Source organism: Pseudomonas allii (genome assembly GCF_055380095.1).
The window spans coordinates 1,636,315-1,663,221 of record NZ_AP039450.1; the positions used below are offsets into that span (position 1 = coordinate 1,636,315).

General features: G+C 59.2%; 30 protein-coding genes, 1 tRNA gene and 1 pseudogene. 23 read left to right on the forward strand and 9 right to left on the reverse strand.

Features of this window, described 5'->3' with window-relative positions; translation table 11 throughout:
* Window positions 1-110 precede the first annotated feature (110 nt).
* Window positions 111-782 (forward strand): response regulator, encoded by a 672-nt coding sequence (locus ACZ445_RS07315; protein ID WP_010212220.1) that lies wholly within the window; start codon window positions 111-113, stop codon window positions 780-782.
* Entirely contained in the window at window positions 775-2,160 is a 1,386-nt protein-coding gene (locus ACZ445_RS07320) for a sensor histidine kinase (RefSeq protein ID WP_464708161.1), read from the forward strand. Before ACZ445_RS07315 ends, ACZ445_RS07320 begins: the two co-directional genes overlap by 8 nt.
* Here the strand turns inward: ACZ445_RS07320 and ACZ445_RS07325 are convergent, their stop codons facing one another.
* The gene (locus ACZ445_RS07325; RefSeq protein ID WP_058425148.1) at window positions 2,161-2,982 is read right to left on the reverse strand and encodes an HDOD domain-containing protein; all 822 of its coding nucleotides are present in this window, start codon (window positions 2,980-2,982) and stop codon (window positions 2,161-2,163) included.
* Window positions 2,983-3,018: 36 nt separating this feature from the next.
* Window positions 3,019-3,960 carry a CAF17-like 4Fe-4S cluster assembly/insertion protein YgfZ gene (gene ygfZ, locus ACZ445_RS07330; RefSeq protein WP_464708163.1) on the reverse strand — a complete coding sequence of 314 codons (942 nt, stop codon included), beginning with the start codon at window positions 3,958-3,960 and terminating at the stop codon, window positions 3,019-3,021.
* 140 nt (window positions 3,961-4,100) lie between these two features.
* On the opposite strand from ygfZ, the gene ACZ445_RS07335 reads away from it, so the two are divergent.
* Both ACZ445_RS07335 and ACZ445_RS07340 read left to right on the forward strand, forming a co-directional pair.
* Window positions 4,101-4,355 (forward strand): FAD assembly factor SdhE, encoded by a 255-nt coding sequence (locus ACZ445_RS07335; RefSeq protein WP_014717362.1) that lies wholly within the window; start codon window positions 4,101-4,103, stop codon window positions 4,353-4,355.
* Window positions 4,339-4,785 (forward strand): protein YgfX, encoded by a 447-nt coding sequence (locus tag ACZ445_RS07340; RefSeq protein WP_179028876.1) that lies wholly within the window; start codon window positions 4,339-4,341, stop codon window positions 4,783-4,785. Before ACZ445_RS07335 ends, ACZ445_RS07340 begins: the two co-directional genes overlap by 17 nt.
* Here ACZ445_RS07340 and ACZ445_RS07345 read toward each other — a convergent pair.
* A pseudogene (locus ACZ445_RS07345) lies at window positions 4,754-4,945 on the reverse strand (L-aspartate oxidase); the annotation flags it as partial. The gene ACZ445_RS07340 and the pseudogene ACZ445_RS07345 overlap by 32 nt on opposite strands.
* A gap of 43 nt (window positions 4,946-4,988) precedes the next feature.
* On the opposite strand from ACZ445_RS07345, the gene ACZ445_RS07350 reads away from it, so the two are divergent.
* The 8 genes from ACZ445_RS07350 to ACZ445_RS07385 all read left to right on the forward strand — a co-directional run bounded on the left by ACZ445_RS07350 (window position 4,989) and on the right by ACZ445_RS07385 (window position 11,138).
* Window positions 4,989-6,428, forward strand: a complete 1,440-nt coding sequence (locus tag ACZ445_RS07350) for a tyrosine-type recombinase/integrase (RefSeq protein WP_192299165.1) — start codon at window positions 4,989-4,991, stop codon at window positions 6,426-6,428.
* 209 nt (window positions 6,429-6,637) lie between these two features.
* A complete protein-coding gene (locus ACZ445_RS07355; RefSeq protein ID WP_192299164.1) occupies window positions 6,638-7,159 on the forward strand; it encodes a hypothetical protein in 522 nt (173 codons plus the stop codon).
* A 715-nt stretch (window positions 7,160-7,874) separates the two neighbouring features.
* On the forward strand, window positions 7,875-8,642 hold the full coding sequence (locus ACZ445_RS07360; RefSeq protein ID WP_169839458.1) for a Rha family transcriptional regulator: 768 nt from the start codon (window positions 7,875-7,877) through the stop codon (window positions 8,640-8,642).
* On the forward strand, window positions 8,639-8,818 hold the full coding sequence (locus tag ACZ445_RS07365; protein WP_169839457.1) for a hypothetical protein: 180 nt from the start codon (window positions 8,639-8,641) through the stop codon (window positions 8,816-8,818). The genes ACZ445_RS07360 and ACZ445_RS07365 overlap by 4 nt, the downstream gene beginning before the upstream one ends.
* Entirely contained in the window at window positions 8,815-9,105 is a 291-nt protein-coding gene (locus tag ACZ445_RS07370; RefSeq protein ID WP_169839456.1) for a hypothetical protein, read from the forward strand. The genes ACZ445_RS07365 and ACZ445_RS07370 overlap by 4 nt, the downstream gene beginning before the upstream one ends.
* Window positions 9,106-9,300: 195 nt before the next feature.
* Window positions 9,301-9,729 carry a hypothetical protein gene (locus ACZ445_RS07375; protein WP_225595517.1) on the forward strand — a complete coding sequence of 143 codons (429 nt, stop codon included), beginning with the start codon at window positions 9,301-9,303 and terminating at the stop codon, window positions 9,727-9,729.
* 38 nt (window positions 9,730-9,767) lie between these two features.
* Window positions 9,768-10,811, forward strand: coding sequence for a hypothetical protein (locus ACZ445_RS07380; protein WP_192299163.1), 1,044 nt, complete (start codon window positions 9,768-9,770; stop codon window positions 10,809-10,811).
* A gap of 162 nt (window positions 10,812-10,973) precedes the next feature.
* A complete protein-coding gene (locus ACZ445_RS07385; protein WP_192299162.1) occupies window positions 10,974-11,138 on the forward strand; it encodes a hypothetical protein in 165 nt (54 codons plus the stop codon).
* Window positions 11,139-11,342: 204 nt separating this feature from the next.
* Here the strand turns inward: ACZ445_RS07385 and nadB are convergent, their stop codons facing one another.
* On the reverse strand, window positions 11,343-12,947 hold the full coding sequence (gene nadB / locus ACZ445_RS07390) for an L-aspartate oxidase (RefSeq protein WP_464708165.1): 1,605 nt from the start codon (window positions 12,945-12,947) through the stop codon (window positions 11,343-11,345).
* A gap of 463 nt (window positions 12,948-13,410) precedes the next feature.
* Between nadB and rpoE the strand changes: the two genes are divergently transcribed.
* Genes rpoE through ACZ445_RS07405 form a run of 3 tightly spaced genes read left to right on the forward strand, consistent with a single transcriptional unit; the run spans window position 13,411 to window position 15,590 of the window.
* A complete protein-coding gene (gene rpoE / locus ACZ445_RS07395) occupies window positions 13,411-13,992 on the forward strand; it encodes an RNA polymerase sigma factor RpoE/AlgU (protein ID WP_003172477.1) in 582 nt (193 codons plus the stop codon).
* Window positions 13,993-14,024: 32 nt separating this feature from the next.
* Window positions 14,025-14,612: a sigma-E factor negative regulatory protein gene (locus tag ACZ445_RS07400; protein ID WP_003172479.1), complete on the forward strand. Its 588-nt coding sequence runs from the start codon at window positions 14,025-14,027 to the stop codon at window positions 14,610-14,612.
* Window positions 14,613-14,627: 15 nt separating this feature from the next.
* Window positions 14,628-15,590, forward strand: coding sequence for a MucB/RseB C-terminal domain-containing protein (locus ACZ445_RS07405; protein ID WP_464708166.1), 963 nt, complete (start codon window positions 14,628-14,630; stop codon window positions 15,588-15,590).
* Window positions 15,591-15,619: 29 nt separating this feature from the next.
* Here ACZ445_RS07405 and ACZ445_RS07410 read toward each other — a convergent pair whose 3' ends face one another.
* Window positions 15,620-15,799 (reverse strand): hypothetical protein, encoded by a 180-nt coding sequence (locus tag ACZ445_RS07410; RefSeq protein WP_179028856.1) that lies wholly within the window; start codon window positions 15,797-15,799, stop codon window positions 15,620-15,622.
* Window positions 15,800-15,824: 25 nt separating this feature from the next.
* Here ACZ445_RS07410 and ACZ445_RS07415 point away from each other — a divergent pair, with 25 nt between their 5' ends.
* A complete protein-coding gene (locus ACZ445_RS07415; protein WP_464708167.1) occupies window positions 15,825-17,264 on the forward strand; it encodes a DegQ family serine endoprotease in 1,440 nt (479 codons plus the stop codon).
* A gap of 65 nt (window positions 17,265-17,329) precedes the next feature.
* Here ACZ445_RS07415 and ACZ445_RS07420 read toward each other — a convergent pair whose 3' ends face one another.
* A complete protein-coding gene (locus ACZ445_RS07420; RefSeq protein ID WP_058425142.1) occupies window positions 17,330-18,763 on the reverse strand; it encodes a M48 family metalloprotease in 1,434 nt (477 codons plus the stop codon).
* A 95-nt stretch (window positions 18,764-18,858) separates the two neighbouring features.
* On the opposite strand from ACZ445_RS07420, the gene ACZ445_RS07425 reads away from it, so the two are divergent.
* Together ACZ445_RS07425 and ACZ445_RS07430 are read left to right on the forward strand one after the other, a co-directional pair.
* Window positions 18,859-19,098: a sulfurtransferase TusA family protein gene (locus ACZ445_RS07425; protein WP_010212198.1), complete on the forward strand. Its 240-nt coding sequence runs from the start codon at window positions 18,859-18,861 to the stop codon at window positions 19,096-19,098.
* A 30-nt stretch (window positions 19,099-19,128) separates the two neighbouring features.
* Window positions 19,129-20,199, forward strand: a complete 1,071-nt coding sequence (locus tag ACZ445_RS07430; protein ID WP_058425141.1) for an AI-2E family transporter — start codon at window positions 19,129-19,131, stop codon at window positions 20,197-20,199.
* Window positions 20,200-20,239: 40 nt separating this feature from the next.
* On the opposite strand, the gene ACZ445_RS07435 is transcribed toward ACZ445_RS07430, so the two are convergent.
* Entirely contained in the window at window positions 20,240-20,713 is a 474-nt protein-coding gene (locus ACZ445_RS07435) for a peroxiredoxin (RefSeq protein ID WP_248486821.1), read from the reverse strand.
* Window positions 20,714-20,723: 10 nt separating this feature from the next.
* Window positions 20,724-21,284 carry a glycine cleavage system transcriptional repressor gene (locus tag ACZ445_RS07440; RefSeq protein ID WP_003172487.1) on the reverse strand — a complete coding sequence of 187 codons (561 nt, stop codon included), beginning with the start codon at window positions 21,282-21,284 and terminating at the stop codon, window positions 20,724-20,726.
* A gap of 273 nt (window positions 21,285-21,557) precedes the next feature.
* Between ACZ445_RS07440 and dapA the strand changes: the two genes are divergently transcribed.
* The 5 genes from dapA (at window position 21,558) to ACZ445_RS07465 (ending at window position 25,245) form a co-directional block, all read left to right on the forward strand.
* Window positions 21,558-22,436 carry a 4-hydroxy-tetrahydrodipicolinate synthase gene (gene dapA, locus ACZ445_RS07445; RefSeq protein ID WP_058425139.1) on the forward strand — a complete coding sequence of 293 codons (879 nt, stop codon included), beginning with the start codon at window positions 21,558-21,560 and terminating at the stop codon, window positions 22,434-22,436.
* A 17-nt stretch (window positions 22,437-22,453) separates the two neighbouring features.
* Window positions 22,454-23,569: an outer membrane protein assembly factor BamC gene (gene bamC, locus ACZ445_RS07450; protein WP_058425138.1), complete on the forward strand. Its 1,116-nt coding sequence runs from the start codon at window positions 22,454-22,456 to the stop codon at window positions 23,567-23,569.
* Between the two features lie 4 nt (window positions 23,570-23,573).
* Complete coding sequence (locus ACZ445_RS07455; RefSeq protein ID WP_464708169.1) at window positions 23,574-24,332, forward strand: MBL fold metallo-hydrolase; 759 nt, start codon at window positions 23,574-23,576, stop codon at window positions 24,330-24,332.
* A gap of 27 nt (window positions 24,333-24,359) precedes the next feature.
* Window positions 24,360-25,073: a phosphoribosylaminoimidazolesuccinocarboxamide synthase gene (gene purC / locus ACZ445_RS07460; protein WP_010212191.1), complete on the forward strand. Its 714-nt coding sequence runs from the start codon at window positions 24,360-24,362 to the stop codon at window positions 25,071-25,073.
* Window positions 25,074-25,155: 82 nt separating this feature from the next.
* Window positions 25,156-25,245 (forward strand) — tRNA-Ser (locus ACZ445_RS07465).
* A gap of 424 nt (window positions 25,246-25,669) precedes the next feature.
* Here the strand turns inward: ACZ445_RS07465 and ACZ445_RS07470 are convergent.
* A complete protein-coding gene (locus ACZ445_RS07470) occupies window positions 25,670-26,896 on the reverse strand; it encodes an MFS transporter (protein WP_464708170.1) in 1,227 nt (408 codons plus the stop codon).
* Window positions 26,897-26,907 lie beyond the last annotated feature (11 nt).

The following is a 26,907-nucleotide window of genomic DNA, read 5'->3' on the forward strand; positions in this document are numbered from 1 at the left end:
ACTAACCTTTCAGTCGGCTTTCAATGTTTTCGGGCTTCACAGGCCGGTCGGCGCCTGTAAACTGCCCGCCAAAGCGTGGCGCCGACCACCCCTGAATGAGGTAGCAATCCATGCGTGTCTTGCTGGTTGAAGACCATCTGCAACTCGCCGAAAGTGTCGCGCAAGCGCTCAAGAGCACGGGTTTGACCGTTGACGTGCTGCACGACGGCGTGGCCGCGGACCTGGCCCTGAGCAGCGAGGAGTACGCGGCGGCGATCCTCGATGTGGGGCTGCCGCGCATGGATGGTTTCGAGGTGCTTGCGCGGTTACGCGCCCGTGGGAAAAACCTGCCGGTGCTGATGCTGACCGCGCGCAGCGATGTGAAAGACCGCGTGCACGGCCTCAACCTGGGGGCGGACGACTACCTTGCCAAACCGTTCGAGCTGACGGAGTTGGAGGCGCGGGTCAAGGCCCTGCTGCGCCGCAGCGTGTTGGGCGGGGAGCGTCAGCAGGCCTGCGGCGTGCTGGTGTACGACCTTGATACGCGGCGTTTCACGGTCGGGGGCGAGTTGATGACGCTCACCTCCCGCGAGCAAGCCGTGCTTGAGGCGCTGATTGCCCGTCCGGGCCGGGTGATGAGCAAGGAGCAGTTGGCTTCCCAGGTGTTCGGCCTGGACGAAGAGGCCAGCCCCGACGCCATCGAAATCTACGTGCACCGCCTGCGCAAGAAACTCGACGGCCAGCCCATCGCCATCGTCACCTTCCGCGGCCTCGGCTACCTGTTGGAAGCCCGTGATGCATAAGCCCAGCAGCCTGCGCTGGCGCCTGCTGTGGAACCTGGCGCTGTTGCTGGTGCTGTTGATGCTGGCCAGTGGCATGAGCGCCTACTGGAACGGTCGCGAGGCCGCCGACACCGCCTACGACCGCACGCTGCTGGCCTCGGCGCGTACCATCGCCGCCGGCTTGACCCAGGTGGATGGCACCCTGAGCGCCAACGTGCCCTACGTGGCCCTGGACACCTTTGCCTACGACAGTGCCGGGCGCATTTACTACCAGGTCAATGACATCGACCAGAAACTGATCTCCGGCTACGAAAACCTCCCCGGCCCACCGCCGGGTACGCCACGCACCGATGACTATCCGGCACTGGCGCGCTTCTATGACGCGATCTACCAGGGCCAGCAGGTGCGCGTGGTCAGTCTGCTCAAGGCTGTCTCCGAGCCGAACATGAACGGCATGGCCGAAATCCGCGTCGCTGAAACCGATGAAGCACGCGTGAGCATGGCCCGCAGCCTGATGGCCGACACCTTGCTGCGCCTGGGCATGCTCGCCGTGGGCGCGTTGTTGCTGGTGTGGTTTGCCGTGAGTGCGGCGTTGCGGCCGCTGGAGCGCCTGCGCACGGCGGTGGAAGAGCGTCAGCCTGACGACCTGCGGCCCTTGCCGTTGGTGGAAGTGCAGCATGAGTTCGGCCCGTTGGTGCGTTCCCTCAACCACTTCACCGAACGCCTGCGCGGCCAGTTCGAGCGCCAGGCGCAGTTTATTGCCGATGCGGCCCATGAGTTGCGTACGCCACTGGCCGCGCTCAAGGCCCGGCTGGAACTGGGCTTGCGCGCCGAAGACCCCGCCACCTGGCGCAGCACCCTCGAAACTGCGGCCCAGGGCACTGACCGCCTGACCCATCTGGCCAATCAACTGTTGTCCCTGGCGCGCATCGAAAATGGTGCCCGCGCCATTGCCGAAGGCGGTGCGCAGTTGCTCGACCTCAGCCAGTTGGCCCGCGAGTTGGGCATGGCCATGGCACCGCTGGCCCACGCACGCGGCGTGGCATTGGCGCTGGAAGCCGATGAGCCGGTGTGGCTGCGCGGAGAGCCAACCCTGTTGAACGAACTGTTGAGCAACCTGGTGGACAACGCCCTGGCCCACACCCCGCCTGGCGGCAATGTGATCCTGCGGGTCACGGCGCCGGCGATACTGGAAGTGGAAGATGATGGGCCGGGCATCCCGCTGGATGAGCGGGACCGGGTGTTCGAGCGTTTCTACCGGCGCAGCCAGCAGGGCATGGGCTCGGGCCTGGGGCTGGCGATCGTCGGCGAAATCTGCCGGGCGCACCTGGCGCAGATCAGCCTGCACGATGGCGAGCAGGCCGGGCTGAAGGTGCGGGTGAGTTTTATCGCGGGTTGATCAATAGAACATCGAGCGGGCTTCATCCAACTCGGCGCGCAAGGCGTCGCTGTAAGGGTCGACCCGCAGTTTCCTGATGGCCGGCAAGCTGGAGACTGCAATGCTGGCCAAGGGATGATCGGTGCCGCGATGGCAATACAACACGGCGACCTGCACCAGGTCGATGTAGTCGAGGCGGGCTGAATCGCGTTCCAGGTCCAGGTATTGGCCAGGCAGCTTCGCCAGCATCTCCGGAAAGTCCCAGCCGCTCAGCAGTTTGTCGCCCAGCAGTGGGTGGATGCTCTCGATGACGTGGTTGAGGCTGACCGGGTCGGCGAGCAGCTCGTAGTGGTCTTCGGCGTACGTCAGGATTGGCAGCACACCGATCTGGTGCACCAGGCCGCCAAGTGCCGCCTGGTCCGGCTTGAGTTGGGTGTGGCTGCGGCACAGGGCGTAGCTCACGCCCGCGACTTCCAGGCTGCGGCGCCACACATCGCGCATCTTTTGTTCGACCACGTCGGAACGTGCGTGGAAGATCTGCTCCATGACCAGGCCGATCGCCAGGTTGCTGCTGTAGTTGGTGCCCAGCCGGGTGATGGCGGTGTGCAGGTCGGTGACTTCCTGGGTCGCGCGCAGCAACGGGCTGTTGACCACTTTGATCAGGCGCGCCGACAGCGCGGTGTCGCGACCGATCACTTTGCTCAAGTGGCTGATGCTGATTTCCGGGTCTTCTGCGGCCTGACGAATATTCAGGGCCACTTCCGGCAATGTCGGCAGAACCAGGTCATCGTTATCGATGGCCCTCACCAAAGCCTGTTGGACTTTTTCCGCCAGCTTGTTCATTCATGCTCTCTAGGGTGTTGCAAAAAGGTACGGCGATTAACGCTGGATCTCTCGATCACGGTCGAGCGTGTAGGGCAGGTCGAGCAGTTGCAAGCCTGGACCTTCCAGTGCGCCTAGGCGCACATCGCCACTATCGGCAGCTTCGGCTTGCAACACGGCCAGAAGTTCAACGCTCTGGTCAGCTTTTGCGGCGATGACCACTTCGCCGATCGAGCTGTTATGGCTGGGAGAAAACAGCGGAGTGCCTGGCTCGGGCATTTGCGGCGCATCGAGGCTCAAACGGTACAGGCGACGTTTGAGTTTGCCCAGGTACTGCATGCGCGCGACGATTTCCTGGCCGGTGTAGCAGCCTTTCTTGAAGCTGACGCCGCCCACGGCCTGCAGGTTGAGCATCTGCGGGATGAACAGTTCGCGGGTCTGGGGCATGACCTGGCCGATGCCGGCGCGGATCTGGCCCAGCAGCCATTCATTCAGGTCGGCTTGTTCAAGGGTTGCGGTCAATTGATCGCGTATAGCGTCGGCTTGCTCGGCCGGCACCCAGAGTTCGGCACGGCCAGGGGACACGCGAACGGCGATCAAGGTGTCGGTGCGGGCAACGCTGTCGGTCTCTGTCGGTAGCTCAAGGCCAAGGCTGGTCAGGGCTTGGTCCGCGTTCACCAGGCCGAAGCGGACCCAGGCGGCACTTTCGTCGGTGAGTTTGGATTTGGAGAACACGGCGTACTTCTTCAGGTCGGCCAGTTGCGGCTCCAGCAGCTCGCTGGCCATGGCCAGCAACACGCCGTCACCTTGCAGCAGGATGCGGAAGCTCGACTGCATGCGCCCTTTTTGCGTGCAGCGCGCGCCCAGGCTGGCCTGGGTCTCGCTCAGGTAATTGAGGTTGCAGGTCAGTTGGCCCTGAAGGAATTTGGCAGCGTCGGCGCCGCGGACGGCGAGAACGCCTTCGTGGGACAGGGGGCAGAAGAAAGCAGAGTCAGCCATGGGTCATCGCAGGTCAAAAAGTCATGGGTGCATCATAGAGGGGCGCCCGGCAAATGGATAGTTTCCGTATGGGGCGACCAAAGCCGACTGTTCCGGTGCCGTCGGGTCTGTATACTTGCCGCCTATTTGAGGAGCGCTCCATGGTCGAAGATGTAGAAATCAATCGCCTCTACTGGCACAGCCGTCGCGGCATGCTGGAGTTGGATGTGTTGCTGGTACCTTTCACCAAGGAGGTCTACGCGACGCTCAATCAAGTGGATCGCGACCTCTATGTCCGCCTGCTGACGTGCGAAGACCAGGACATGTTCGGCTGGTTCATGGAACGCGCCGAGTCGGAAGACCCGGAGCTGCAGCGCATGGTCCGGATGATCCTGGATCGTGTCCAGCCCAAGTAATCGCTTTGAATGCCGCTGGCAGGCCTCGCGGCTGTTGCTGGCGGCGTATCTCCTTGCCCAGCTGTTTGCGCTGGGCGCCTTGATGTTCGTGCAACTTCCTTATGCGAGCCTTGGCATGCTGGTGTGCCTGGCGCACGCCGCTTGGGTTTTGCCGCGCTCTATCTTGTTGACCCACCGTTCGTCGATTGCCGGCCTGCGCCGCGATGAAAACGGCTGGCAGCTGTGGAGCGACGCGCGGGGCTGGCACAGCGTGCAGTTGCGTCCCGACAGCCTGGCGTTGCCGTTGATCGTGGTGCTGCGTTATCGGGTGCAGGGCGAATGGCAAGTGCGTTCGGTCTGTGTGCCGAGGGATTCGCAGGCTGCCGATGTGCACCGGCGCCTGCGTGTACGCCTGAAGTTCAGCCGCCGTAGGTGGTTGGCACCAGGATAGTGTCGCGGGCCTCGGGCAGCATCTGCGGGTAGTCGAGGGTGTAATGCAGGCCACGGCTCTCCTTGCGCTCCATGGCCGAGCGGATCATCAGTTCGGCGACCTGGGCCAGGTTGCGCAGTTCGATGAGGTCGCGGCTGACTTTGTAGTTGCTGTAGAACTCGACCCTTTGAGGCTAAACCCAATGGATACAGGGGTTTCAGCCGATGATCGTCAACCACCGCTCCCCAAGTGGGACAAACCTGTTACAAACTGCGCTCGCCAAGCCGTACCACTATCGCCGGTCTGGTCGCTATTACCTTCGCCTTCGCCCTCAAGGAACCGTTAAGGGCTTCTTCACGCTGTCACTCAGGACCACCGACAAGGCCACCGCAATGACCATCTCCGACGACATCCTCTCGACCCTCAAGGCTTACCACTTGGACAACCCCGAGGCGTCATGGGACGAACTCCGTGAGCGCTTGATTGAGTTCGCTGAGTACAACCTGACGATGGCACACGGTGACAGCTCACTGGTCGCTTACGAGATGATCAACGATGAGCATCACTTGGCGTTGCGTAAGGCATCCGCAAAGCTGCCCCTGAGCATCAATCAGCAACGAGCAGTCAGTAAGGCCCTTGAGATCCTTGAGGCCTCACAGGAGCGTATGCGGGGGCGTTCAGGGAAGCTGGTCGAGATCGTGAAGGACCTCAATGGTGAACCTTGTGGCACGCCTTTGGCCCTCTCCCTGCCTATATCTGTAAACGCTTCCCCAAGTCTTACCTTCAAGTCCCTTTCTGCTCTGTACATGGAGGAACGCAAAGACAGCATTCAGGCCAGCACCATGCGGGACGTGAAGTCATCGTGTGAGGCTATCAGCGTGATCCTTGGCGACTTGGACATGAAGAGCCACTCACGGGAGGACATGAAGAACCTTCGGGATAAGCTCCTTGAGGACCGCAGACCTTCGACAGTTAAGAAGCTGCTGACCCGGCTATCAACGGTCATGGATTGGGCTGTGAATAACGGTTACCTCGACAAGAGTTTCGACAAGGGTCTGAAGCCAACTAAAGGCGCTGACAGTTCCCGTGAGGCGCTCTCTCAGGCTCAGGTAAAGGCCTTGATGGCTCACGCTAACTCACTACCGGTGGACGCATGGCAGCGTTGGGCGTTGTCCCTTGGGGTCATCACCGGGGCCCGTATTGAGGAACTGAGGCAGTTGACCAAGGCTGACGTTAAGCAGGTGGGGACCGTGTGGGTCATCGACATCAATAGGAACGATGGCAAGACAGCGAAGACCAAGAATGCTCTGCGTGTAGTGCCGCTGACTGACGGTGCCTATGGGTTCGACCTTCAGGCGTTCCGTGAGTTTGTCGATAGCTCCGACTCCCGGCTGTTCACGTTGGGCGCTGGTCAGTTCTCGAACGTGCTTAATGGAGCCCTTAGGGATGTTCTGATCTTGAACGCTGATCGGACCCAGACCTTCCACTCGTTACGTCACTCGCTGGCCGGTGCCTTGAAGGCCGCTGAGGTCCCTGTGGGGACAGCCGAGTCGATTCTGGGCCATGCTTCAGGGTCGATCAGCTATGACCTGTACGGGGCTGGGAGTGCCGTTGAGGTGAGGCGAATGGCCGAGGCTCTGATTGAGGCATTATCAGAAGGCTGATCTGAAGCTCGCTGGTGCGTCGGCAGGCATCTCTCAGGCAATCTTAGGGCATAGCTCTGGATTGCTGGCGTTCGATCCCCACGGCGGCAATGCGAGCGCCTCAATGGTGCCAATGCTGAAAACTTTGCGGAATGTGAGATAGTTTGGCGATTTTGATGCATAGAAAGTTCTGATTTGAGAGTTTAAATTACTATTACGAGGATGGATTCTTGAATTCGCGAAATGAGACGAATGAGATCAAGTGGTTGTTGATCGACCAGATGGTTGATTTGACCTCTGCTGTTGCAATGGGCCGGGAAGTTCTGGGAAAGTATCGAGATGGCACTTATACGCTGGAACAAGTGGTCGGCAGATTACGGGTATGTAATCACAGTGTGATTCTTTCTCTTTTCAAATTGAATGAGGTGCGTGTTAATTATTCGCGACACCTTAATTCTCTGGATAAAAATATGGTGCAGCCGCTATATGACTGCGCGAAGGAAATTAAAAGGAGAAAGATTGACGTTTTCCGGAGTCGGCATGCTGCTCATATCTGGGATAGAGATGATAGACCCATTTCATTGATTGAAGGTGCTGCGCTGCTTCAAGAGATTACAGGGTCCGATAACTCTCAGGTTGATAGATTCTACGACTGGGTATGGAAGGATGGAGAGCCCTGTGTGGTGCTGATGATTGACGCTCTAATCAAATATCTGAAGACTGTTCCCGGTGGGGACGAACCTCGCTTTTGACTTAATGAATGCTCATTGCCGGATTTAAAAACCCTCACAATAACAGGGACAGATCACACCAACGTGGTTTCCCATCCAAGATGCCGTAAGGTCACCTCCAAGGTGGCCCTCTGCGGGCAAGGCGTGTACGTCCAGTGACCAACGCTACCTCTTAAGGTAGTCCAATATCCAAGACGCCACGACCACCAAGTGCAGCCTTAACGGGATCTGCGGGACCAGCATCAGGTCCACTGTAGCGATTCTGTCTGTTCACTTCGTGTGAGTAGACCCTTGATAGGTTTGGGCCTCCTATCTCTGATCGCACAGCACAGGGGCCTTTTAACTTAAAGACCTCTAAGAGCTTAAAGAGAACTTAAAGTTATTATTCTTTATAGATTAAACTAATAAGAAATAATACTTAAAGAGAATGGTCTAAAAGTTACCTTAAGGTTGATCGTTAAGGCCTTGGGTCTACCGTCGATGTCGTGGTGATGGAAGCGTGACCGTAACGGCTCATTGAGTCTCCGATATGACCAGATTAAAAACCCTCACAATAACAGAGACAGACCGCTCCGCTAATTGGTCTGCCTGGATTCCCCTACGCCCGTCGCTGGGCTTACATCAACGTCAAGTCTTTCTGAATGCTCCTTGAGCCATAGTCGATGCCCGTAGTGGGGCCTTGACGGTCGGCCTGTGGGAGCGAACTCAGGGAGCATTCAAAAAGGACACCACTACTATGTTTAACGGTATCAAAGAAATCACCATGACCACCATCGAGATTGCTGCGATGACTGGCAAGCGTCACGACCATGTGCTTCGAGATGTTGACCGGGTAATAGCACAAGTAGGAGCCCCCAAATCTGGGGCCACCGAATCGAGCTATGCCACTGCCCAAGGTAAAGTTCTCCGAATGCTGGTCTTGAAAAAGCATATGGTATTCACTCTTATCACCGGTTATGACACTGGGCTGCGGCACACTGTAGTCGGTCGATGGATCGAGCTTGAGCAGTCAGCTAACCCGGCGTTCGCTTCGCAGGCAATCACAGCCACACTGAATGACCTACAAACCCGAGTCGATGCTATGGCGCCTGCTTACGATGAACATGTCCGTAAGGGTCGTACATCTGGCTATACGTGGCGTGAAGCTTGCCGTTTGGCTGGCGTAGAGAACCCCGATAAGGTTCTCGCCATGCTGGTCGATAAGGGGCTTGCACGGCGCTCTAACGGGCTGACCTCTCTCGCTCCGAAGTTCATTGAGCGCGGTGATGCCAAGCGCGTGAGCAAGGCCAACAAGGCTATTCAACTGACCGGCCACCTCTTCAAGGTCACCCTCAAAGGTGTCGATGAATGGCTGCGACCGAATGCTGAGAACATCGCCAAGGCTCTGATCGAACACCGCAAGCCCCGACCTGTGGTCGACAATGACGGCTATGTGATCGACATAAAGGGCGAAGGCGCTGCTCGCATGACGACTGCCCACCTGCCGAAGGAGGTGACCCAATGAGCAGCCGCCCAATGAGCAACCGCCAGCGTCACCTACTTTGTTTGGGTCTGAAGCTAATGCTGGCCGGGGTCCCTGAAGACGAACGCCGCGCCATCATCGAGCGAAGGCTTCATTACTACCGTGAGGCTCGCAAGCGTCAGCGCTACCCGTATCACCAGCGGGAGCAACGCCTATGACTTTTGCTGACCAGCTCAACGCATTCTTTGTGTCCCCTTCAAGTCGAACCAAGCTGATCACCCTGCGCACAATCTGGCGTGATTGGCATGTTCGCGAACAGGTCGTCACCAGCGATGAACATGGTGTGGACTACCAGAAACTTATCGGGCACTTGAAGTCCACCAATCCGGTCATGGTCTCATTCGTTGAGTCCATCACTACAACAACCAGCATGAACCTCGATGCAGTAATGCGCGCCCCTATGCGAATCCCACTGACCCGCCAACCGATCACTTCCCCGCTTTAACTTACCGCCGTCCGCCATCGGCACCCGGATCACACCCGCCAAGCTACAGACCCGTGATCGCACTAACTAACCAAAACCCAGAAGATATTGATCATGACCTTGAGAGGCCCGTGCGGCTACTCCTTGCCATCTGGTCACGTTGCCTCTATGCGGCAAGGCCATGAATCAATGTCTCGATGTAGGAGACCCAACACCATGCAACTGAATATCCAGAAAGTCACCCCTGAAACCGTTGAAGTACAAGGTCAGGTCGTATCCCGTGCGTATGCCGAGGGCGTCATGCTGGCGACTCTGATTGCCACCGCTGGGAGCAGCAAGCCAGCCCAAGAGGCAATCGTAAGCCAATACCTGGACGCTGGTCTGAGCGCTGCTACCTTCCCGGCCATCGTGAGGTCCATCGAGACCCGCAAGTTGGCCGCTGAGCGTGAACATGCAGAGCGCCTCAAAGAAGCTCGTGAGCATGCAGAGCGCTTCAAGTCCTACGAGTCCACCCCTTTGGACGAAGCGCGTCGCCGTGCCAAGCGTGAAGACCGTGAGCGCAAGTATCAAGACATGGGCCGCGCTATCCGCAGTGCCAATGGTCGTAGCGACTTCTCGTCTGGCAACTGGCTCGACAACAACTAAGCCTGTCCTTTCTCAACTTATTTCAGGAGACCCATCTCATGTCCAACCCATCCAAATCTACAGATCACCGCGACCAACGCGACCGCTACACCGCGCCGACTTCCTATGAGACCGCCGTATGGGGCAATGGCGGTAACCTTCAGTTCACCACCCAGGCCTCTATGGGCGCCCAGGCGACTGACTCAAGTGTCCTGGCTCAGGTCATCACCCAAGCCATGGACGAATTCTTCAATGGTGGCGAGTGGCAGGATAACGCTGCCGATGCTATTCCCTGTGAGTTCCGCCCGAAAGGAACCGAGCCGACCCCTGTGCAATTGGTCAACATGGTCAATCGTAACCTTGAGTTCGATCCTCGCCAGTCGATCTACGACACCTCGACCATCGCCAAGGGCGAAGCGGTTGCCGGTGACTTCATCTTCACTGAGCCGACCAATACCGCTGCGTTCTTCTCGCACCGCTTCACCCTTCTGGATGCCCACGTTGTTGCTGGCTTCACTGGCAACGGCATGGAGCAGATGATGGACAAGATGCTGGCCGACTTCGAGAAGGCCTGTGGTTCTACCGTTGTGGACATCCTCATTAAGTCCCCAAGCACCGAAGCCAAGGAGGTCACCATTGCGGGCACCACTCCGCGTGATCGTGCTGAGGACTGGATCGACGCTTTGACCATGAGCATTAACCAGTCGGTAGGTAACTCTCTGAGCGACTTCGTGTTGCTGATGCACATGACTGAGCAGGCAATGCTTGAACGTGCGGGCCAGCGCGCCGGTGTCGAGTCCATTGAGGACCTGTTGGGTTGCAGCACCCAGTTCTATTCTGGGGCTGACCGTGGCGTCTTCATGCTGCCTAAGGGCTTTGCCTCGCTGTCGTTCCGCCATAACCAAGAGGGCGACGTATGGAAGATCCTGGCGAGCCGTAACGCTGGCGTACAGGGCTGGGACTTTGAGGTGAGCGGTGTGGCTGACGTAATGGCTCAGGCCAAGGTCAGGATCAAGTTGGCAAACCCAGCGGACCCTACTGAGAAACTTCAGGTCGAGACCGTAGACTTCCCGTTGATCACCCGTGTAGTCGCCAAGCCGTAACACCCGCTGTATCCATGAGGTCCGTAACGGGCCTCGTGGGCTGGCCTGAGTGCCTATCTAAACTGATGGACCTTCAGGTGAGCCCATGTGAAATGCGTTGCTATGCAAAATGTGCAGGGCAATGACCCACGTTCTTTATCAGACTTCACGTAGGAGACCGCTATGGCCGCCAAGAAACAATGGTTGGCCGTCCTAAAGGCTATCGTCGTGTCGAAAGCCACATGGAAGCTGGTCGGCACCGTAGCGGTTCTTTATGGCTGCGCTCATGGCGAGCTAATCGCTGGGCTGGTCGGAGAGGTTATAGCGGACGTGTCGGGAGCCCTTTAAGGATCTGACAGAAATTTCTGAGTGACCACCTGTAACTACTAACCTGCGCGCTTACCCCCGTAGGCCCCCGCACGCTCGCTCAGGCGCACGATAGGGACCCTTGCGGGCAGGCGATAAGGACCCCAGCGTTGGGACAAATGTGCGCCAAAGCTGTTACAAAACGGGGTCCTATGGTGCTACGCTAAGGTCTCCTAACGTGCCTCATCAGGTCGGTGTAAGGATCGTATCCTTCGCCTCTGGCAGCATCCCTGGATAGTCCAGCGTGTAGTGCAGACCCCGAGATTCCTTACGTTCCATGGCAGACCTGATCATCAGTTCCGCTACTTGAGCAAGGTTCCTCAATTCAATCAGGTCTCTGCTTACTCGGTAGTTGCTGTAGAACTCGTCGATCTCGTCCAGCAGCAGCCGTACGCGATGTTGCGCCCGTTGCAGGCGCTTGTTGGTGCGCACGATCCCTACGTAGTCCCACATGAAGCGGCGCAGCTCGTCCCAGTTGTGCGCGATGATCACGTCTTCGTCCGAGTCGGTCACCTGGCTGGCATCCCAGCGGGGCAGGGCGGCCGGCACCGGAATGCGCGGCAGTTGTTCAAGGATGTCCGCCGCTGCAGAGCGCGCATAGACGAAGCATTCGAGCAGCGAGTTGCTGGCCATGCGGTTGGCACCGTGCAGGCCGGTGAAGCTGGTTTCGCCAATCGCATACAGGCCGGGCACGTCGGTGCGACCGTGCTGGTCGACCATTACGCCGCCGCAGGTGTAGTGCGCGGCCGGCACCACCGGGATCGGGCCTTTGGTGATGTCGATGTTGAACGCCAGGCAGCGCTCATAGACGGTGGGGAAGTGGGTCTTGATGAAGGCTTCGGGTTTGTGGCTGATGTCGAGATACACGCAGTCGATACCCAGGCGCTTCATCTCATGGTCGATGGCGCGGGCGACGATATCGCGTGGGGCCAGTTCGGCGCGCGGGTCGAAGCGCTGCATGAAACGTTCGCCATTTGGCAGTTTCAGGTGGGCGCCTTCGCCACGCAGGGCTTCAGTGATCAGAAAGCTCTTGGCCTGTGGGTGATACAGGCAGGTGGGGTGGAACTGGTTGAATTCCAGGTTGGCCACCCGGCAGCCCGAGCGCCAGGCCATGGCGATGCCATCACCGCAGGCGCCGTCGGGGTTGCTGGTGTAGAGGTAGACCTTGGCCGCGCCACCGGAAGCGAGGATGGTGAAGCGCGCACCGTAGGTGTCGACTTCGCCGCTGCCACGGTTGAGCACGTAGGCGCCGAGGCAGCGCTCGCCGTCCAGGCCCAGGCGTTTTTCGGTGATCAGGTCGACGGCGACGCGTTGCTCCAGCAATTCGATGTTGGGGCGTTGGCGCGCCTGGTCGAGCAATGTCCTGAAAATAGCCGCACCGGTGGCGTCGGCGGCGTGGATGATGCGACGGTGGCTGTGGCCGCCTTCGCGGGTCAGGTGGAACTCGAAACCACCGTCGTCGCTGCCTGCGTGTTCATCGCGGGTAAAGGGAACGCCCTGGTCTATCAGCCATTGGATGGCCTCGCGGCTATGCTCGACGGTGAAACGCACCGCTTCTTCATTGCACAGGCCGCCGCCGGCGTTGAGGGTGTCTTCGACATGGGATTGCACCGTGTCGGTGTCGTCCAGCACGGCGGCGACGCCGCCTTGGGCCCAGAATGTCGAGCCGTTGGCCAGGTCGCCTTTGCTCAGTACCGCAATGCGCAGGTGGCTGGGGAGGGTCAGCGCCAGGCTCAAACCTGCCGCGCCGCTGCCGATCACCAGGACATCGTGTTGAAACTGTTGGCTCATTGGAAGGATTCCGCAAAAAGCGATCCGAAGAGGTGGCGCAAACAGGACGCCTGGATCGGCGAATCAAAGGGTCACACGGGCTACTAGTATATAGAGGGGTGGAGCGGCACAATAGCCGGGCATTCGTGGCAATGTGAGATTACGGTGCACGGCTCGGGTAGAATCAGCTGGTTATTGAAGCGGGAACTTTTTGCATAGGCCCCGACTCAATAGCAGGTTGCCCGAAAGCTGGGAAAACGTTGAGTTTGTTGGCCCGTCGGGAGCATCGGACGCGTCAGAAAACCGACGACAAGATTATTCGCGCAGTCGGCGTTGCCCGTGCTGCGTTTTTCGTGTGTGCCAAATCAGTGCGTACCGGAAACTTGCTTGAAGGGGGAGAACTTTTGCGAAAAGACCGAGTCTATGTTTGCAAGCCTGATCGTTTAGTTATGCAAGCCTCCTTCAAGTACTACGAGGAGTGTTCATGCTAACCCAGGAAGAGGATCAGCAGCTGGTCGAGCGCGTTCAACGCGGCGACAAGCGAGCTTTTGATCTGCTAGTGCTGAAATACCAGCACAAAATTCTCGGGTTGATCGTGCGGTTTGTGCACGACACCCATGAAGCGCAGGACGTTGCACAGGAAGCCTTTATCAAGGCGTACCGTGCACTTGGTAACTTTCGCGGTGATAGTGCGTTTTACACGTGGCTATACCGAATCGCCATTAACACGGCGAAGAACTATCTGGTGTCTCGCGGGCGCCGCCCACCGGATAGCGATGTAAGTTCAGAAGATGCGGAATTTTACGATGGTGATCACGGCCTCAAGGATCTCGAGTCGCCGGAGCGTGCATTGCTGCGCGACGAGATCGAAGGCACCGTTCATCGCACAATTCAGCAACTGCCAGAAGATTTGCGTACGGCGTTAACTTTACGTGAATTCGATGGTCTGAGTTACGAAGACATTGCGAGCGTCATGCAGTGTCCGGTGGGGACTGTAAGGTCACGGATTTTCCGGGCCCGGGAAGCCATCGATAAAGCCTTGCAACCGTTGTTGCAAGAGAACTAAAGACAGCGGCGACAGCCAAGAGAGGAACCGCCATGAGTCGTGATGCCCTGCAGGAATCGCTGTCCGCAGTGATGGATAACGAAGCGGATGAACTGGAACTTCGTCGAGTGCTCAACGCATTTGATGATGCCGAAACCCGTGATACCTGGTCTCGTTACCAAGTCGCTCGGGCGGTGATGCACAAGGATCTTCTAATCCCTCGTCTGGATATTGCTGCGGCCGTTTCTGCTGCGCTGGCTGATGAAGCCGTTCCGGCAAAAGCTGCTCGTGGTCCATGGCGTAGCCTGGGTCGCCTGGCAGTTGCTGCCTCGGTAACTGTTGCCGTGCTTGCTGGTGTTCGCCTGTATAACCAGGACGAAATCGCTGGTGCCGAACTGGCCCAACAGACTCAGCAACCGGTCATGGCCGGTCCGCAAGTCAAAGGCCCAGCGGTATTGGCCGGCTACAAGGAAAGCTCTGACACCACCGGCCCGATGGCCAACGGTGTACTGCAAGGGCAATCCGGCTGGCAAGACCAGCGTCTTCCAGGCTACCTGCGCCAACACGCACAGGAATCGGCTCTGAAGGGCACTGAAAGCGCTCTGCCTTATGCTCGTGCAGCAAGCCTGGAAAACCGCTAATCCGTAAGGAGCTCTATGCGAGCCATACCGCTCCTTACGCTTTTGCTCAGTGGTTGGTTTGCACTCCCCGCCCACGCCGATGAAGCCCAAGACTGGCTGACTCGACTTGGGCGTGCAGAGCAACAGCAAAGCTTTCAAGGTACGTTCGTTTATGAACGTAACGGCAGTTTTTCTACCCATGACATCTGGCATCGTGTCCAGGACGGTCAGGTCCGTGAGCGGCTCTTGCAGCTCGATGGTTCTGCCCAGGAAGTCGTGCGGTTGGATGGCCGTACCCAATGCGTCAGCGGCACTCTCGTCGCAGGCCTTGGCAATTCCCGTGATGCGCCGTCACGTGCGCTCGATCCGCAAAAACTCAATCAATTCTACGAACTGGCCGTCATTGGCAAATCGCGCGTGGCCGGTCGAAATGCGGTCATCGTATCGATCACACCGCGTGACCAGTACCGTTATGGTTTTGAGCTGCACCTGGATCGGGAGACCGCACTCCCGCTCAAATCCCTGCTGCTGAATGATCAAGGGCAATTGCTGGAGCGCTTTCAGTTCACGCGATTGAATACTTCTGTCGTGCCTGATGACCGGGATCTGCAACCCAGCAGCGACTGTACACTTATCGCCGTCGCAAATAGCAAGGCGCCAGAGGTGCAATCTACCGAGACTTGGCATCTGGAATGGTTGCCGCCGGGTTTTCAGCTGACCAACACCAGTGCCCGCAAAGACACTCAGACCAAAGCGACCGTCGACAGCCTGATGTATGAAGACGGGTTGGCGCGGTTCTCGGTATTCCTGGAGCCGATCAGCGATGCAAGCGTCACGGAGACCCGCACTCAGCTGGGCCCTACAGTGGCGGTATCGCGTCGGCTGAACACGGTGGACGGTGAAATGATGGTGACGGTGGTAGGTGAAATACCCATCGGCACCGCAGAGCGTATCGCGCTATCGGTGCGTGGTGAAAAAAAACCAGCCGTCCAGCCGTGAGTCGTTAATCCTATGTTCATCCTGACGTTTCACTGTACTTCCATGCCAGGTTGGTTGCCGAGAGCATGAAATGTCTGGATCAGCATTTTCACTTGCAAAAATCCCTCATGTTTTTTATAGGTCAGGGCTTGTCGGCTCTGGCCTTGTTTTGTTCGCGGAACAAAGATGTCGGTCGCGGTTTCCGGCGTTTCTTGAACCCTGTCGCTCAACCCTGCTCGTCGTAACGGGAGCTGTATGTCGATACCACGTTTGAAGTCTTACCTATCCATAATCGCCACGGTGTTGGTGCTGGGTCAGGCGTTGCCTGCGCAAGCAGTCGAGCTGCCTGACTTCACCCAATTGGTCGAGCAAGCCTCACCTGCCGTGGTGAACATCAGTACCACGCAAAAACTGCCGGATCGCAAAGTCTCCAACCAGCAGATGCCGGACCTGGAAGGCCTGCCGCCGATGCTGCGCGAGTTCTTTGAGCGTGGCATGCCACAACAGCGCGCACCTCGTGGCGGTGGTGGCGGTCAGCGAGAGGCTCAGTCCCTGGGCTCGGGCTTCATCATCTCGCCGGACGGCTACATTCTTACCAACAACCACGTGATTGCCGACGCTGACGAGATTCTCGTGCGCCTGGCCGATCGCAGTGAGCTGAAAGCCAAGCTCGTCGGTACCGACCCACGCTCCGACGTGGCCTTGCTGAAGATCGACGGCAAGGACCTGCCCGTGCTGAAACTGGGCAAATCCCAGGACCTGAAAGCCGGGCAATGGGTAGTCGCCATCGGTTCGCCGTTTGGTTTTGACCACACTGTTACCCAAGGCATCGTCAGTGCCATTGGCCGCAGCCTGCCGAACGAAAACTACGTGCCCTTCATCCAGACTGACGTGCCGATCAACCCGGGTAACTCCGGTGGTCCGCTGTTCAACCTGGCGGGCGAAGTGGTCGGCATCAATTCGCAGATCTACACACGCTCCGGCGGCTTCATGGGGGTGTCGTTCGCGATCCCGATCGACGTGGCCATGGACGTCTCCAACCAGCTGAAAAGCGGTGGCAAGGTCAGCCGTGGTTGGTTGGGCGTGGTAATTCAGGAAGTGAACAAAGATTTGGCTGAATCCTTCGGTCTCGACAAGCCGGCCGGTGCGCTGGTCGCGCAGATCCAGGACGACGGCCCGGCGGCCAAAGGCGGCCTGCAAGTTGGCGACGTGATCCTGAGCATGAACGGCCAGCCGATCGTCATGTCGGCCGACCTGCCGCACCTGGTAGGTGCGCTCAAGGCCGGTAGCAAAGCCAAGCTGGAAGTGATCCGCGAAGGCAAGCGCCAGACCGTTGAGCTGACCGTGGGTGCTATCCCTGAAGAAGGCGCAACCCTGGATGCCCTGGGCAACACCAAGCCGGGCGCCGAGCGCAGCAGCAATCGCCTGGGCATCGCCGTGGCCGAGCTGACCGCTGAGCAGAAAAAGAGCTTCGATCTCAAGAGCGGCGTCGTGATCAAGGAAGTGCAGGACGGTCCTGCTTCCCTTATCGGCCTGCAGCCGGGTGACGTCATCACCCACCTGAACAATCAGGCGATCGAGACCACCAAGCAGTTCACTGACATCGCCAAGGCGTTGCCGAAGAACCGCTCGGTCTCGATGCGTGTGTTGCGTCAGGGCCGCGCCAGCTTCATTACCTTCAAACTGGCTGAGTAAGTCGGTAAAAACAAAAAGCCCCGCTTTCGTTTAACGAAGGCGGGGCTTTTTTGTGCCTGGCAGTTTTAGCTCATCATCCCTTTGACCAGGCGTTCCTGTTCGATCAACTCACGCTGGCGTGCATCGATGCGCGACGACAGCGGGAAATTGCTGCCGGCGCGACGCTTGGCGAAATCCAATTGCTGAATGGCCTGCTGGAAATCACCGACCAGCGCAAAGTACTCGGCGCGGGCCTGATGCAAACCGATGATGTTGCCCGACAAGCCGCGGGTCTCAGCGACCTGATACCACACGTCCGGGTCATCCGGGCGAGACTTGAGCAAACCGTCCAGCGCCTTTTCCGCATCGGCGGTACGGTTCTGCTTGAGCAGCAGGTCCACGCGCACCTGATTCAACGGATAGTTACCCGGATACTGGGTGAGCATCCGATCCGTACGTTGCTGGGCATCCGGCAGACGGCTGTTGTCCATGTCCAGTTGGATCTGCGCCAGGTTGTAAGTGATGTCGTTGGGCTCCTTGGCCAGCAGCTGCGCAAGGTTTTCCCGAGCCTGCTTGAACTGGGAACCTTTGACCTGGGCGATAGCCAGGCCATAGCGCGCCACATCGTTCTTCGGGTTTTCGTCCAGTTGCGCCTGGAAGCGCTTGGCGGCAAGGCCTGGCGTGTCCTCGTATTGCAACTGTACCCGTGCACGAATCAGTTGATAGCGCAGGCTGTCTTCTTTACCGCCAGGCTTGGATTGCTCGGCGCGGTTGCGGGTGTCGGCGATCCGCGATTCGGTCACCGGGTGCGTCAACAGGAACTCCGGCGGTTTGGCGTCGAAGCGGTATTGGCGCATCAGGCGTTCGAACATGGTCGGCATCGAGCGCGGGTCATAACCGGCCTTTTCCAGGTTGAGGATGCCGATACGGTCAGCCTCTTGTTCGTTCTGGCGAGAGAACCGACGTTGTTCCTGGATCGCCGCGGCCTGGGTGCCGGCAATCGCGGCAATACCCGCATCGCCTGCACCCGCCGCAGCAGCAATGATGCCGCCGAGCAAGGCGGCCATCATCGGAATCTGCATGCGCTGTTGCGCTTCAACGCCACGGGCGAAGTGGCGTTGGGACAAATGCGCCAGTTCGTGAGCCAGTACCGAGGCATATTCCCCTTCGGTCTGGGCGTTGAGGAACAGGCCGCCGTTGACCCCGACGATGCCACCCGGTGCGGCAAAGGCGTTCAGTTGCGGGCTGTTGATCAGGATGAATTCCAGGCGCCGGTCATTGACCTGGCTGGTCTCCACCAGCTTGTACACGCTGGTTTCGACGTAGTCCTTGAGTTGCGGATCGTTGAGTTGCGAGACCTGGCCCCGCAGGTAGGCCAGCCAGGCGCGACCCAGTTGGTATTCCTGTTGTGGCGAGACAATTGCAGAACTGGCGTCGCCAAGTGACGGCAGGTCGTCAGCGAAGCCTGGGGAGGCCAGCAGGCAAGCCAGCGTCAGCAGGGTAGGGCGCAAAAAAGTCATGCACAGAGCCTTTCGACAAAGAGCTTACTGTAGCCGGACACTGAGCTTCGGACCAGATATTCTAAGCAACCCAAACGTGTGCCCGGAGTAAAACCATGACCGACGCTGTAGCCTTTGATGCCGAACTCGATGCCAGCGGCCTCAATTGCCCGCTGCCCTTGCTCAAGGCCAAGCTGGAACTCAATCGTCTGGCCAGTGGCGCAGTGCTCAAGGTGATCGCCACGGACGCTGGCTCCCAGCGTGATTTCCGTACGTTTGCCAAGTTGGCCGGCCACACGCTGTTGCACGAAGAAGACGCCGCCGGTGTGTACCGTTACTGGTTGCGCAAGGCCTGAACCGTTTGCCCCATCACCCGAGGTTGATTGATGTTCAAAGTGTTACGAGACTGGATCCAGCGCTACTTCTCCGATGAAGAAGCCGTGGTGCTGGCGGTCCTGCTGTTTCTGGCCTTTACGGCCGTACTTACCTTGGGCGGCATGCTGGCGCCGGTATTGGCGGGGATGGTGCTGGCTTACCTGATGCAGGGCCTGGTCACTACGCTGGAGCGCCTGCGCCTGCCGGGTGGTGCGGCGGTAGGGCTGGTGTTCGCCTTGTTTATGAGCTTGTTGGTGCTGTTTATCGTGGTGGTATTGCCGCTGCTATGGCATCAGTTGATCACCCTGTTCAATGAACTGCCCGGCATGCTCGCCAAGTGGCAGTCGCTGTTGCTGTTGTTGCCGGAGCGCTACCCGCATTTGGTGTCGGACGAACAGGTGCTGCAAGCCATCGAAGTGGCGCGCGGCGAGATCGGAAAATTCGGGCAATGGGCGCTGACCTTTTCCCTGTCCAGCCTGCCGCTGCTGGTCAACATCATGATCTACCTGGTGCTGGTGCCGATCCTGGTGTTCTTCTTCCTCAAGGACCGCGCCATGATCGGTCGCTGGGTGCGAGGTTACCTCCCACGTGAGCGTGCGTTGATTACCCGGGTGGCGGAAGAAATGAACCGGCAGATCGCCAACTACATTCGCGGCAAGGTCATCGAGATCATTATCTGCGGGGGCGTGACCTACATCGCCTTCATCGCCCTGGACTTGAACTACGCGGCCTTGTTGGCCTTGCTGGTGGGGATTTCCGTGGTGGTGCCCTACGTCGGTGCGGTGGTTGTGACCGTGCCTGTGACCTTGATCGCCTTGTTCCAGTGGGGCTGGAGCGACCAGTTCATCTACCTGATGGCGGTTTACGGGATCATCCAGACCCTGGATGGCAACGTGCTGGTGCCGCTGTTGTTCTCGGAGGCCGTCAACCTGCACCCGGTCGCGATCATCTGTGCGGTGCTGTTGTTCGGTGGGTTGTGGGGATTCTGGGGCGTGTTCTTTGCGATCCCACTGGCGACGCTGTTCAAGGCGGTGCTGGATGCGTGGCCGCGGCAGGAGCCTGTCGTGGCGCCGCTTCTGTAGTGAGCGGGACAAGCCCGCTCATACAACAGTCTGCTGAGTCTCAGGCTTTGTTCAAGGCCTGCGCCGCCGCCAGCACGGCATCCACATGCCCCGGCACCTTCACACCACGCCATTCCTGGCGCAGCACGCCATCCTTGTCGATCAGGAAGGTGCTGCGGTCCACGCCCAGGTATTCCTTGCCGTACAGCTTCTTCAACTTGATCACATCAAACAGCTGGCAAACCGCTTCATCCTTGTCGCTGATCAGCTCGAAGGGAAACGCCTGCTTGCCCTTGAAGTTCTCGTGGGATTTCACGCTGTCACGCGATACGCCAAACACCTCGGTGTTGGCCGCCTTGAACGCTGCGTACTGGTCACGAAAGCCCTGGCCTTCAGTGGTGCAGCCCGGCGTGCTGTCCTTCGGATAGAAGTAGATCACCACTTGCCTGCCCTTGAGGGCGGCGAGGCTGAAGGTCTGGCCGCTGGTGGCCTGGGCTTCGAAATCGGCTACGGGTTTGTCGATGACTACCGCCATGAAAACTTCCTTACATTGGGTTCTGTGGGCGCCATGGCTCGATCAAGGCGTCGAGGTTCAGGGCATCGGCGAAATCCAGGAACTGGTCGCGCAACCAGCTGATCTGCACGCCAGCCGGCAACGTTACGGTAAATGTAGCGTTGAGCATGGTGCCGCCGGTTTGCGGGGCCTGGTAGGTGTCGCAGGTCAGGTTTTCCAGCTCGACGTTGTGGTCGATGAAGAACTGGCACAGCTCATTGACGATGTCCGAGCGATAGGCGGAGCTGACGTAAGCCACATACGGCAGGGCCTGGGGGCGATTCTCCAGGGCAGCGCTGCGCACCACATTGACGGTGAAGTCATGCTTCTTGGCCAGGCCTGGCAGGCCGGTTTCCAGGCGCGCCAGGGCATCCCAGGTGCCGGAGATCTGCAGGACCAGCGCGCTGCACTCGCCGTGGCGGGTCAGGCGGGAGGTCACGACGGCGCAGCGGTTTTCATGGCTGGCGCGGCACAGGACGTTGGTCAGCTCCATGGGGTTGGCGCCGAGGGCACTGATAACAAGGAATTGTTCGCGAACTGTGGGGGTGGACATGCAGCCTTCCTAAAACGATGAGCGGTCGATACCGTGTGGGCTGTATCGATCAAAGGATGAAGGGTAGCGAAAACCGTCGCCAAGGGATAGGAGGTGGCGTTTTCATTGCGTGACCAGTCTGATTTCATCGTGCTTCAGGGCGTGCTTTTGCCCAATGATGGCATTGCCCGTCGTTTAGTTGCGCCAGAACGCATCCTCAGGCGGTACTTCGCTTGTGCAAGCATCTTGGCGCCAGTACCATTACGGCTCTCTTTTTCCGGCAGGAGCGGTTGCATGATTGCGGGCAGTATGGTGGCACTGGTCACACCCATGGATGCACAAGGTCATCTCGACTGGGACAGCCTGGGCAAACTGGTGGACTTCCACCTGCAAGAAGGCACCAACGCCATCGTGGCGGTCGGCACCACCGGTGAATCGGCCACCCTCGATGTGGAAGAACACATCCAGGTCATCGAATTCGTGGTCAAGCGTGTTGCCGGCCGTATTGCCGTGATCGCCGGTACGGGCGCCAACTCGACGCGTGAAGCCATCGAGCTGACCAAAAACGCCAAGAAGGCCGGCGCCGACGCCTGCCTGCTGGTGACCCCGTACTACAACAAGCCGACCCAGGAAGGCCTGTATCAGCATTTCCGCGCCATTGCCGAAGCGGTCGACATCCCGCAGATCCTCTATAACGTACCGGGTCGCACCGCGTGCGACATGAAGGCCGAGACCGTGATCCGCCTGTCCACCGTGCCGAACATCATCGGTATCAAGGAAGCCACCGGTGACCTGCAGCGCGCCAAGGACATCCTGGCCGGCGTGAACAGCGATTTCCTGGTGTATTCCGGTGACGACGCCACCGCTGTCGAGCTGATCCTGCTGGGCGGCAAGGGCAACATCTCCGTGACCGCCAACGTGGCCCCGCGTGCCATGAGCGAAATGTGCGCCGCCGCCATCGCCGGCGACGCCGTGACCGCCCGCGCGATCCACGAGAAGCTGATGCCGCTCAACAAGACACTGTTTATCGAATCCAACCCTATTCCCGTGAAGTGGGCGCTGACTGAAATGGGCATGATGCCGGACGGTATCCGTCTGCCGCTCACCCATCTCAGCGAAGCCTTTCACGAACCGCTGCGACAGGCCCTGCGCCAGTCCGGCGTCCTGGTTTAATTGAGGAAGCACTACGCATGAAGCGATTGGCCGGACTTTCCGCACTTGCCTTGATTATCTCCAGCACCAGTGGCTGCGGTTGGATCTGGGGCCCGGAAGGCTACTTCCGTGACCGCGGCAGCGATTACCTGGAAGCTCAACCTACCAAACCGATGGAATTGCCGCCGGGCGTCAACGTCGCCAAGCGCCTTGACCCGTTGCTGCCGATCCCACGCAACGTCGCCGACGACACCACCAAGGGCGAGTACGTCGTGCCGCGTCCACAGCCGATCTCGGCGGTGGCGGATGCCAGCGACTACAGCCTGCAGAAGAGCGGCGACTCGCGCTGGATCGTGGCGCAACGCCCACCAGCCGAAGTCTGGCCAGTGGCCGTGCAGTTCTTCCAGGATAACGGTTTCCGCCTGGACGAGCAGCGCCCGCAGACCGGTGAGTTCACCACCGCATGGCAGCAGGGCAGCGAGCTGTCCGCCACCATGGCCAAGCGCCTGCAGGCCGGTGGGGTAGCCGCCGACAGCGAAGCCCGTGTGCGTGTGCGCATCGAGCCAGGCGTGCAGCGTAACACCAGTGAAGTCTACGTGGTCAGCGCCGAGCGTCCGGCCGGCAGCACCGCCAACGTTGACTTCACCAACCGTTCGGTCAACACCGGTGTCGACTCGGCGCTGGTCGACGAGATGCTGGCCAGCATGAGCCGTATCTCCGAGAAGGGTGGTTCGGTTTCCCTGCTCGCCGCCCGTGATTACGACACCCCGAGCCGCGTCAGCCTCACCGAGGACGGCAGCGGCAACGTGGTGCTCAACCTGGGTGAAGACCTCGATCGTGCCTGGGCCAGTGTTGGCCGCGCGTTGGAGCAGGGCCCTTGGCGCGTTGAAGACATCAACCGCAGCCTGGGCCTGTACTACATCAACGTGGCGGAAAAGGCCGAGCGTAAAGACGACGAGCCTGGTTTCTTCGGCAAACTGTTCGGCAGCAAGCCGACCAAGGAAGAGATCGAGACCCGCGCCGAGCGTTACCAGGTTCGTTTGAGCAAGGTGGGCGACAGCGTACAGGTCACCGTCGAGAAGAACATCAATACCGTTGCGCCAGCTGAAACAGCGCGCAAAGTATTGGGCGTTATTCAGGACAACCTGGGCTGATCCGATGCGTTTTGCCGTTCTCGGCAGCGGTAGCCAAGGGAACGGCACGCTGGTCGCACATGACGACACGTATGTGCTGGTGGATTGTGGTTTCTCGTTAAAAGAAACCGAGCGGCGCCTGCTGCGCCTGGGGGTTCACCCCGCGCAGCTGAGCGCGATTCTGGTGACCCACGAACATGCCGACCACGTGCATGGCGTGGGTTTGCTGTCTCGGCGCTACAATCTTCCGGTGTACCTCAGTCGCGGCACCCTGCGCGGGATGCGCAAGCCCATTGAACCCGCAGGTTTCCTGGCCGGTGGCGAGCAGCTGAAAATCGGTGCCTTGAGCATCGATGTGATTGCCGTGGCGCACGACGCCCAGGAGCCGACGCAGTATGTCTTCAGTGATGGTGAGCGGCGCTTTGGTGTGCTGACCGACCTGGGCTCCTACTGCACCAAGGTGCTGGACGGCTACCGGAACCTCGATGCCTTGATGATCGAGTCCAACCACTGCCGAGACCTGCTGGCTCGTGGTCATTACCCCTACTTCCTCAAGCAGCGGGTGGGCGGCGAACTGGGACATTTGAACAACCACCAGGCGGCGTACCTGGTGTATGAGTTGGGCTGGCAAGACTTGCAACACCTGGTCCTGGCCCACCTGAGCAGCAAGAACAACCTGCCGCAGCTGGCCCGGCAATGTTTTGTCGACACCCTCGGGTGCGACCCGGACTGGCTGCAACTGGCCGATCAAGATTCAGGGCTCGACTGGCGACACATCGCCTAGCCCACCATTTAGCAAGCGGAGCCCATCATGGAAAAACGTGAAGAACTCTACCGCGGCAAAGCCAAGTCGGTGTACAAGACCGACGACGCCAACCGCCTGATCCTGCTGTTTCGCAACGACACTTCGGCGTTCGACGGCAAGCGCATCGAACAACTGGATCGCAAAGGCATGGTGAACAACAAGTTCAACGCCTTCATCATGCAGAAGCTCGAAGCGGCCGGCATCCCGACCCAATTCGACAAACTGCTGGGCGATAACGAGTGCCTGGTCAAGAAGCTCGACATGATCCCGGTTGAATGTGTCGTGCGTAACTACGCCGCCGGCAGCCTGGTCAAGCGCCTGGGCGTGGAAGAGGGCCTCAAGCTCAACCCGTACACCTTCGAATTGTTCCTGAAGGACGACGCCAAGGGCGACCCGTTCATCAATGAATCCCACGTCGTGGCATTCGGCTGGGGCACCGCTGAGCAACTGGCGCGCATGAAGGAGTTGTCCCTCAAGGTCAACGACGTGCTGAGCAAGCTGTTCGACGACGCAGGCCTGCTGCTGGTGGACTTCAAGCTCGAGTTCGGCGTGTTCCACGACGGCTCCATCGTCCTGGGCGACGAATTCAGCCCGGACGGCTGCCGCCTGTGGGACAAGGACACCAAGAAGAAGATGGACAAAGACCGCTTCCGCCAGGGCCTCGGTGACGTCATCGAAGCCTACGAAGAAGTCGCCAATCGTCTCGGCGTACCGCTTTAATCGACGCAAGCATCTGATAGCACGGAAAAAATCGCTTCGGCGCTTTGCATCCACGAATCATGCTGTTATGATGCGCGCCGTTGGAGAGATGCCAGAGTGGCCGAATGGGACGGATTCGAAATCCGTTGTACCTTCACCGGTACCTAGGGTTCGAATCCCTATCTCTCCGCCATTACATAGAAAAAGCCCCGTAGCTGAATAAGCTACGGGGCTTTTTCGTTTTGGAATGCAAGCGTTCCTTTGCTGTAGCCAGCAAGCTTTAAAGCTTGACCCTACTTCTTGTCCTTCGGCTTTGACGGCGGCTTTTTATCCGTCTCCTTCACCGTTTCCCTCGGTCTTTTTCTTGCCTCAGCCTCTGTCACGTACTCCCCTGTGACCGCATCACGATACTTGGCTGGCATACAAACTCCTTGGCAGTATGTCGCCACACCGGCGACGTTTTCAGCCTAGCCCAGAGGTCTGGGTGCACAATATTCATTGTGCGAATTCTCGTTACCAAGCTTTTCCATCGCTGTGACGGTGCCTGCGACACACTGAAAATAAAAAAGCCTGCCGGGCTCAAGGCTCAGCAGGCTTTTGGAGTGGGTACTGTTTGCTTAGGCGGGTTGGGCCGCCAAGCGATTGCTTACATTACGCCCCAGCACCAGCACCGTCACAAAGCCTACGCCCACCAGCGCCGTGGCCAGGCTCAACAACACCGAGGTGCCCATCTGGTCGACGATTCGCCCGCCGAAGAATGAACCCAAGGCAATAATCACCTGGAACAGGGCGACGAACAGCGGCATGCCGCGTTCGACATCCTTGGGCGCGACCACGAACATCCAGATACTTGCACAGGCCGGAAACGCACCAAAGGCAAAGCCCCAGAGTGCGATCAGCATCGCTGCGCCGGTCAAGCCGGTGGCGAAATAGGGGAACAAGGCGGTGCTGGTGCCGATCATCAGTGCGACCAGCAGCAGGGTGTAGCGCACGCTGCGGTTGGCGGCGAATCCGGCAAAGATGTTACCCGCGACCCCTGCCACGCCAAACATCAGCAGCAGCGAACCGATGGTCGGGCCGTCGAAGCCGGAACTGTTCTTGAAGAACGGCGCGACATAGGTGTACGCAGCAAAGTGCGCCAGGCCGATCAGCAATACCGCGATCAACCCGACCCGAGCCCGTGGGTTGATGAACAAGGCGGGCAGGTCGCGCACGAGAATGGCTTTCTCAGGATCCAGCCGGGGCAGCAGGAGAACCTGCGCCAACAGCACCGGTATGCCCACCAGCGCGGTCACCAGGAATGTCATGCGCCAGCCCATCAGGCCACTGAGCCAGGTGCCGACCGGCACGCCCAGTACGGTGGCCAGGGTCACGCCCATCATGATGATCGAGGTGGCCTTGGCGACGTCCACACCCTTGGGTGCCAGGCGGCCGCTGAGGGCGATAGCTGTGGCCCAGAAACCGCCGATACTGATGCCCAGCAAGACGCGGCCGAACAGCAGCAGGCTGAAGTCACTGGCGAACGCCACGACCATGTTGGCGATGATCATGATCAGCGTCAGGCCGATCAGCAGGTAGCGGCGGTCCATGGTGCCAATGATCACCGACAGCAACGGCGCGGCGAGGGCGGCCATGATGCCGGGCAGGGTCACCATCAGGCCGGCGTGGCCGGCACTGATGCCGAGGTCGGCGGCGACGTCGTTGAGCACGCCCACTGGGAGAAATTCACTGGTCACCAGGGCGAAGGCACCGACGGCGACCGAGAGAATCGCCAGCCACTGCTGTTTGACGCTCTGTTGATTATGTTCGGGAAGGCCGCTGGGGGCCTGGCTGGCACTTGGCATGGTGTTGGGTT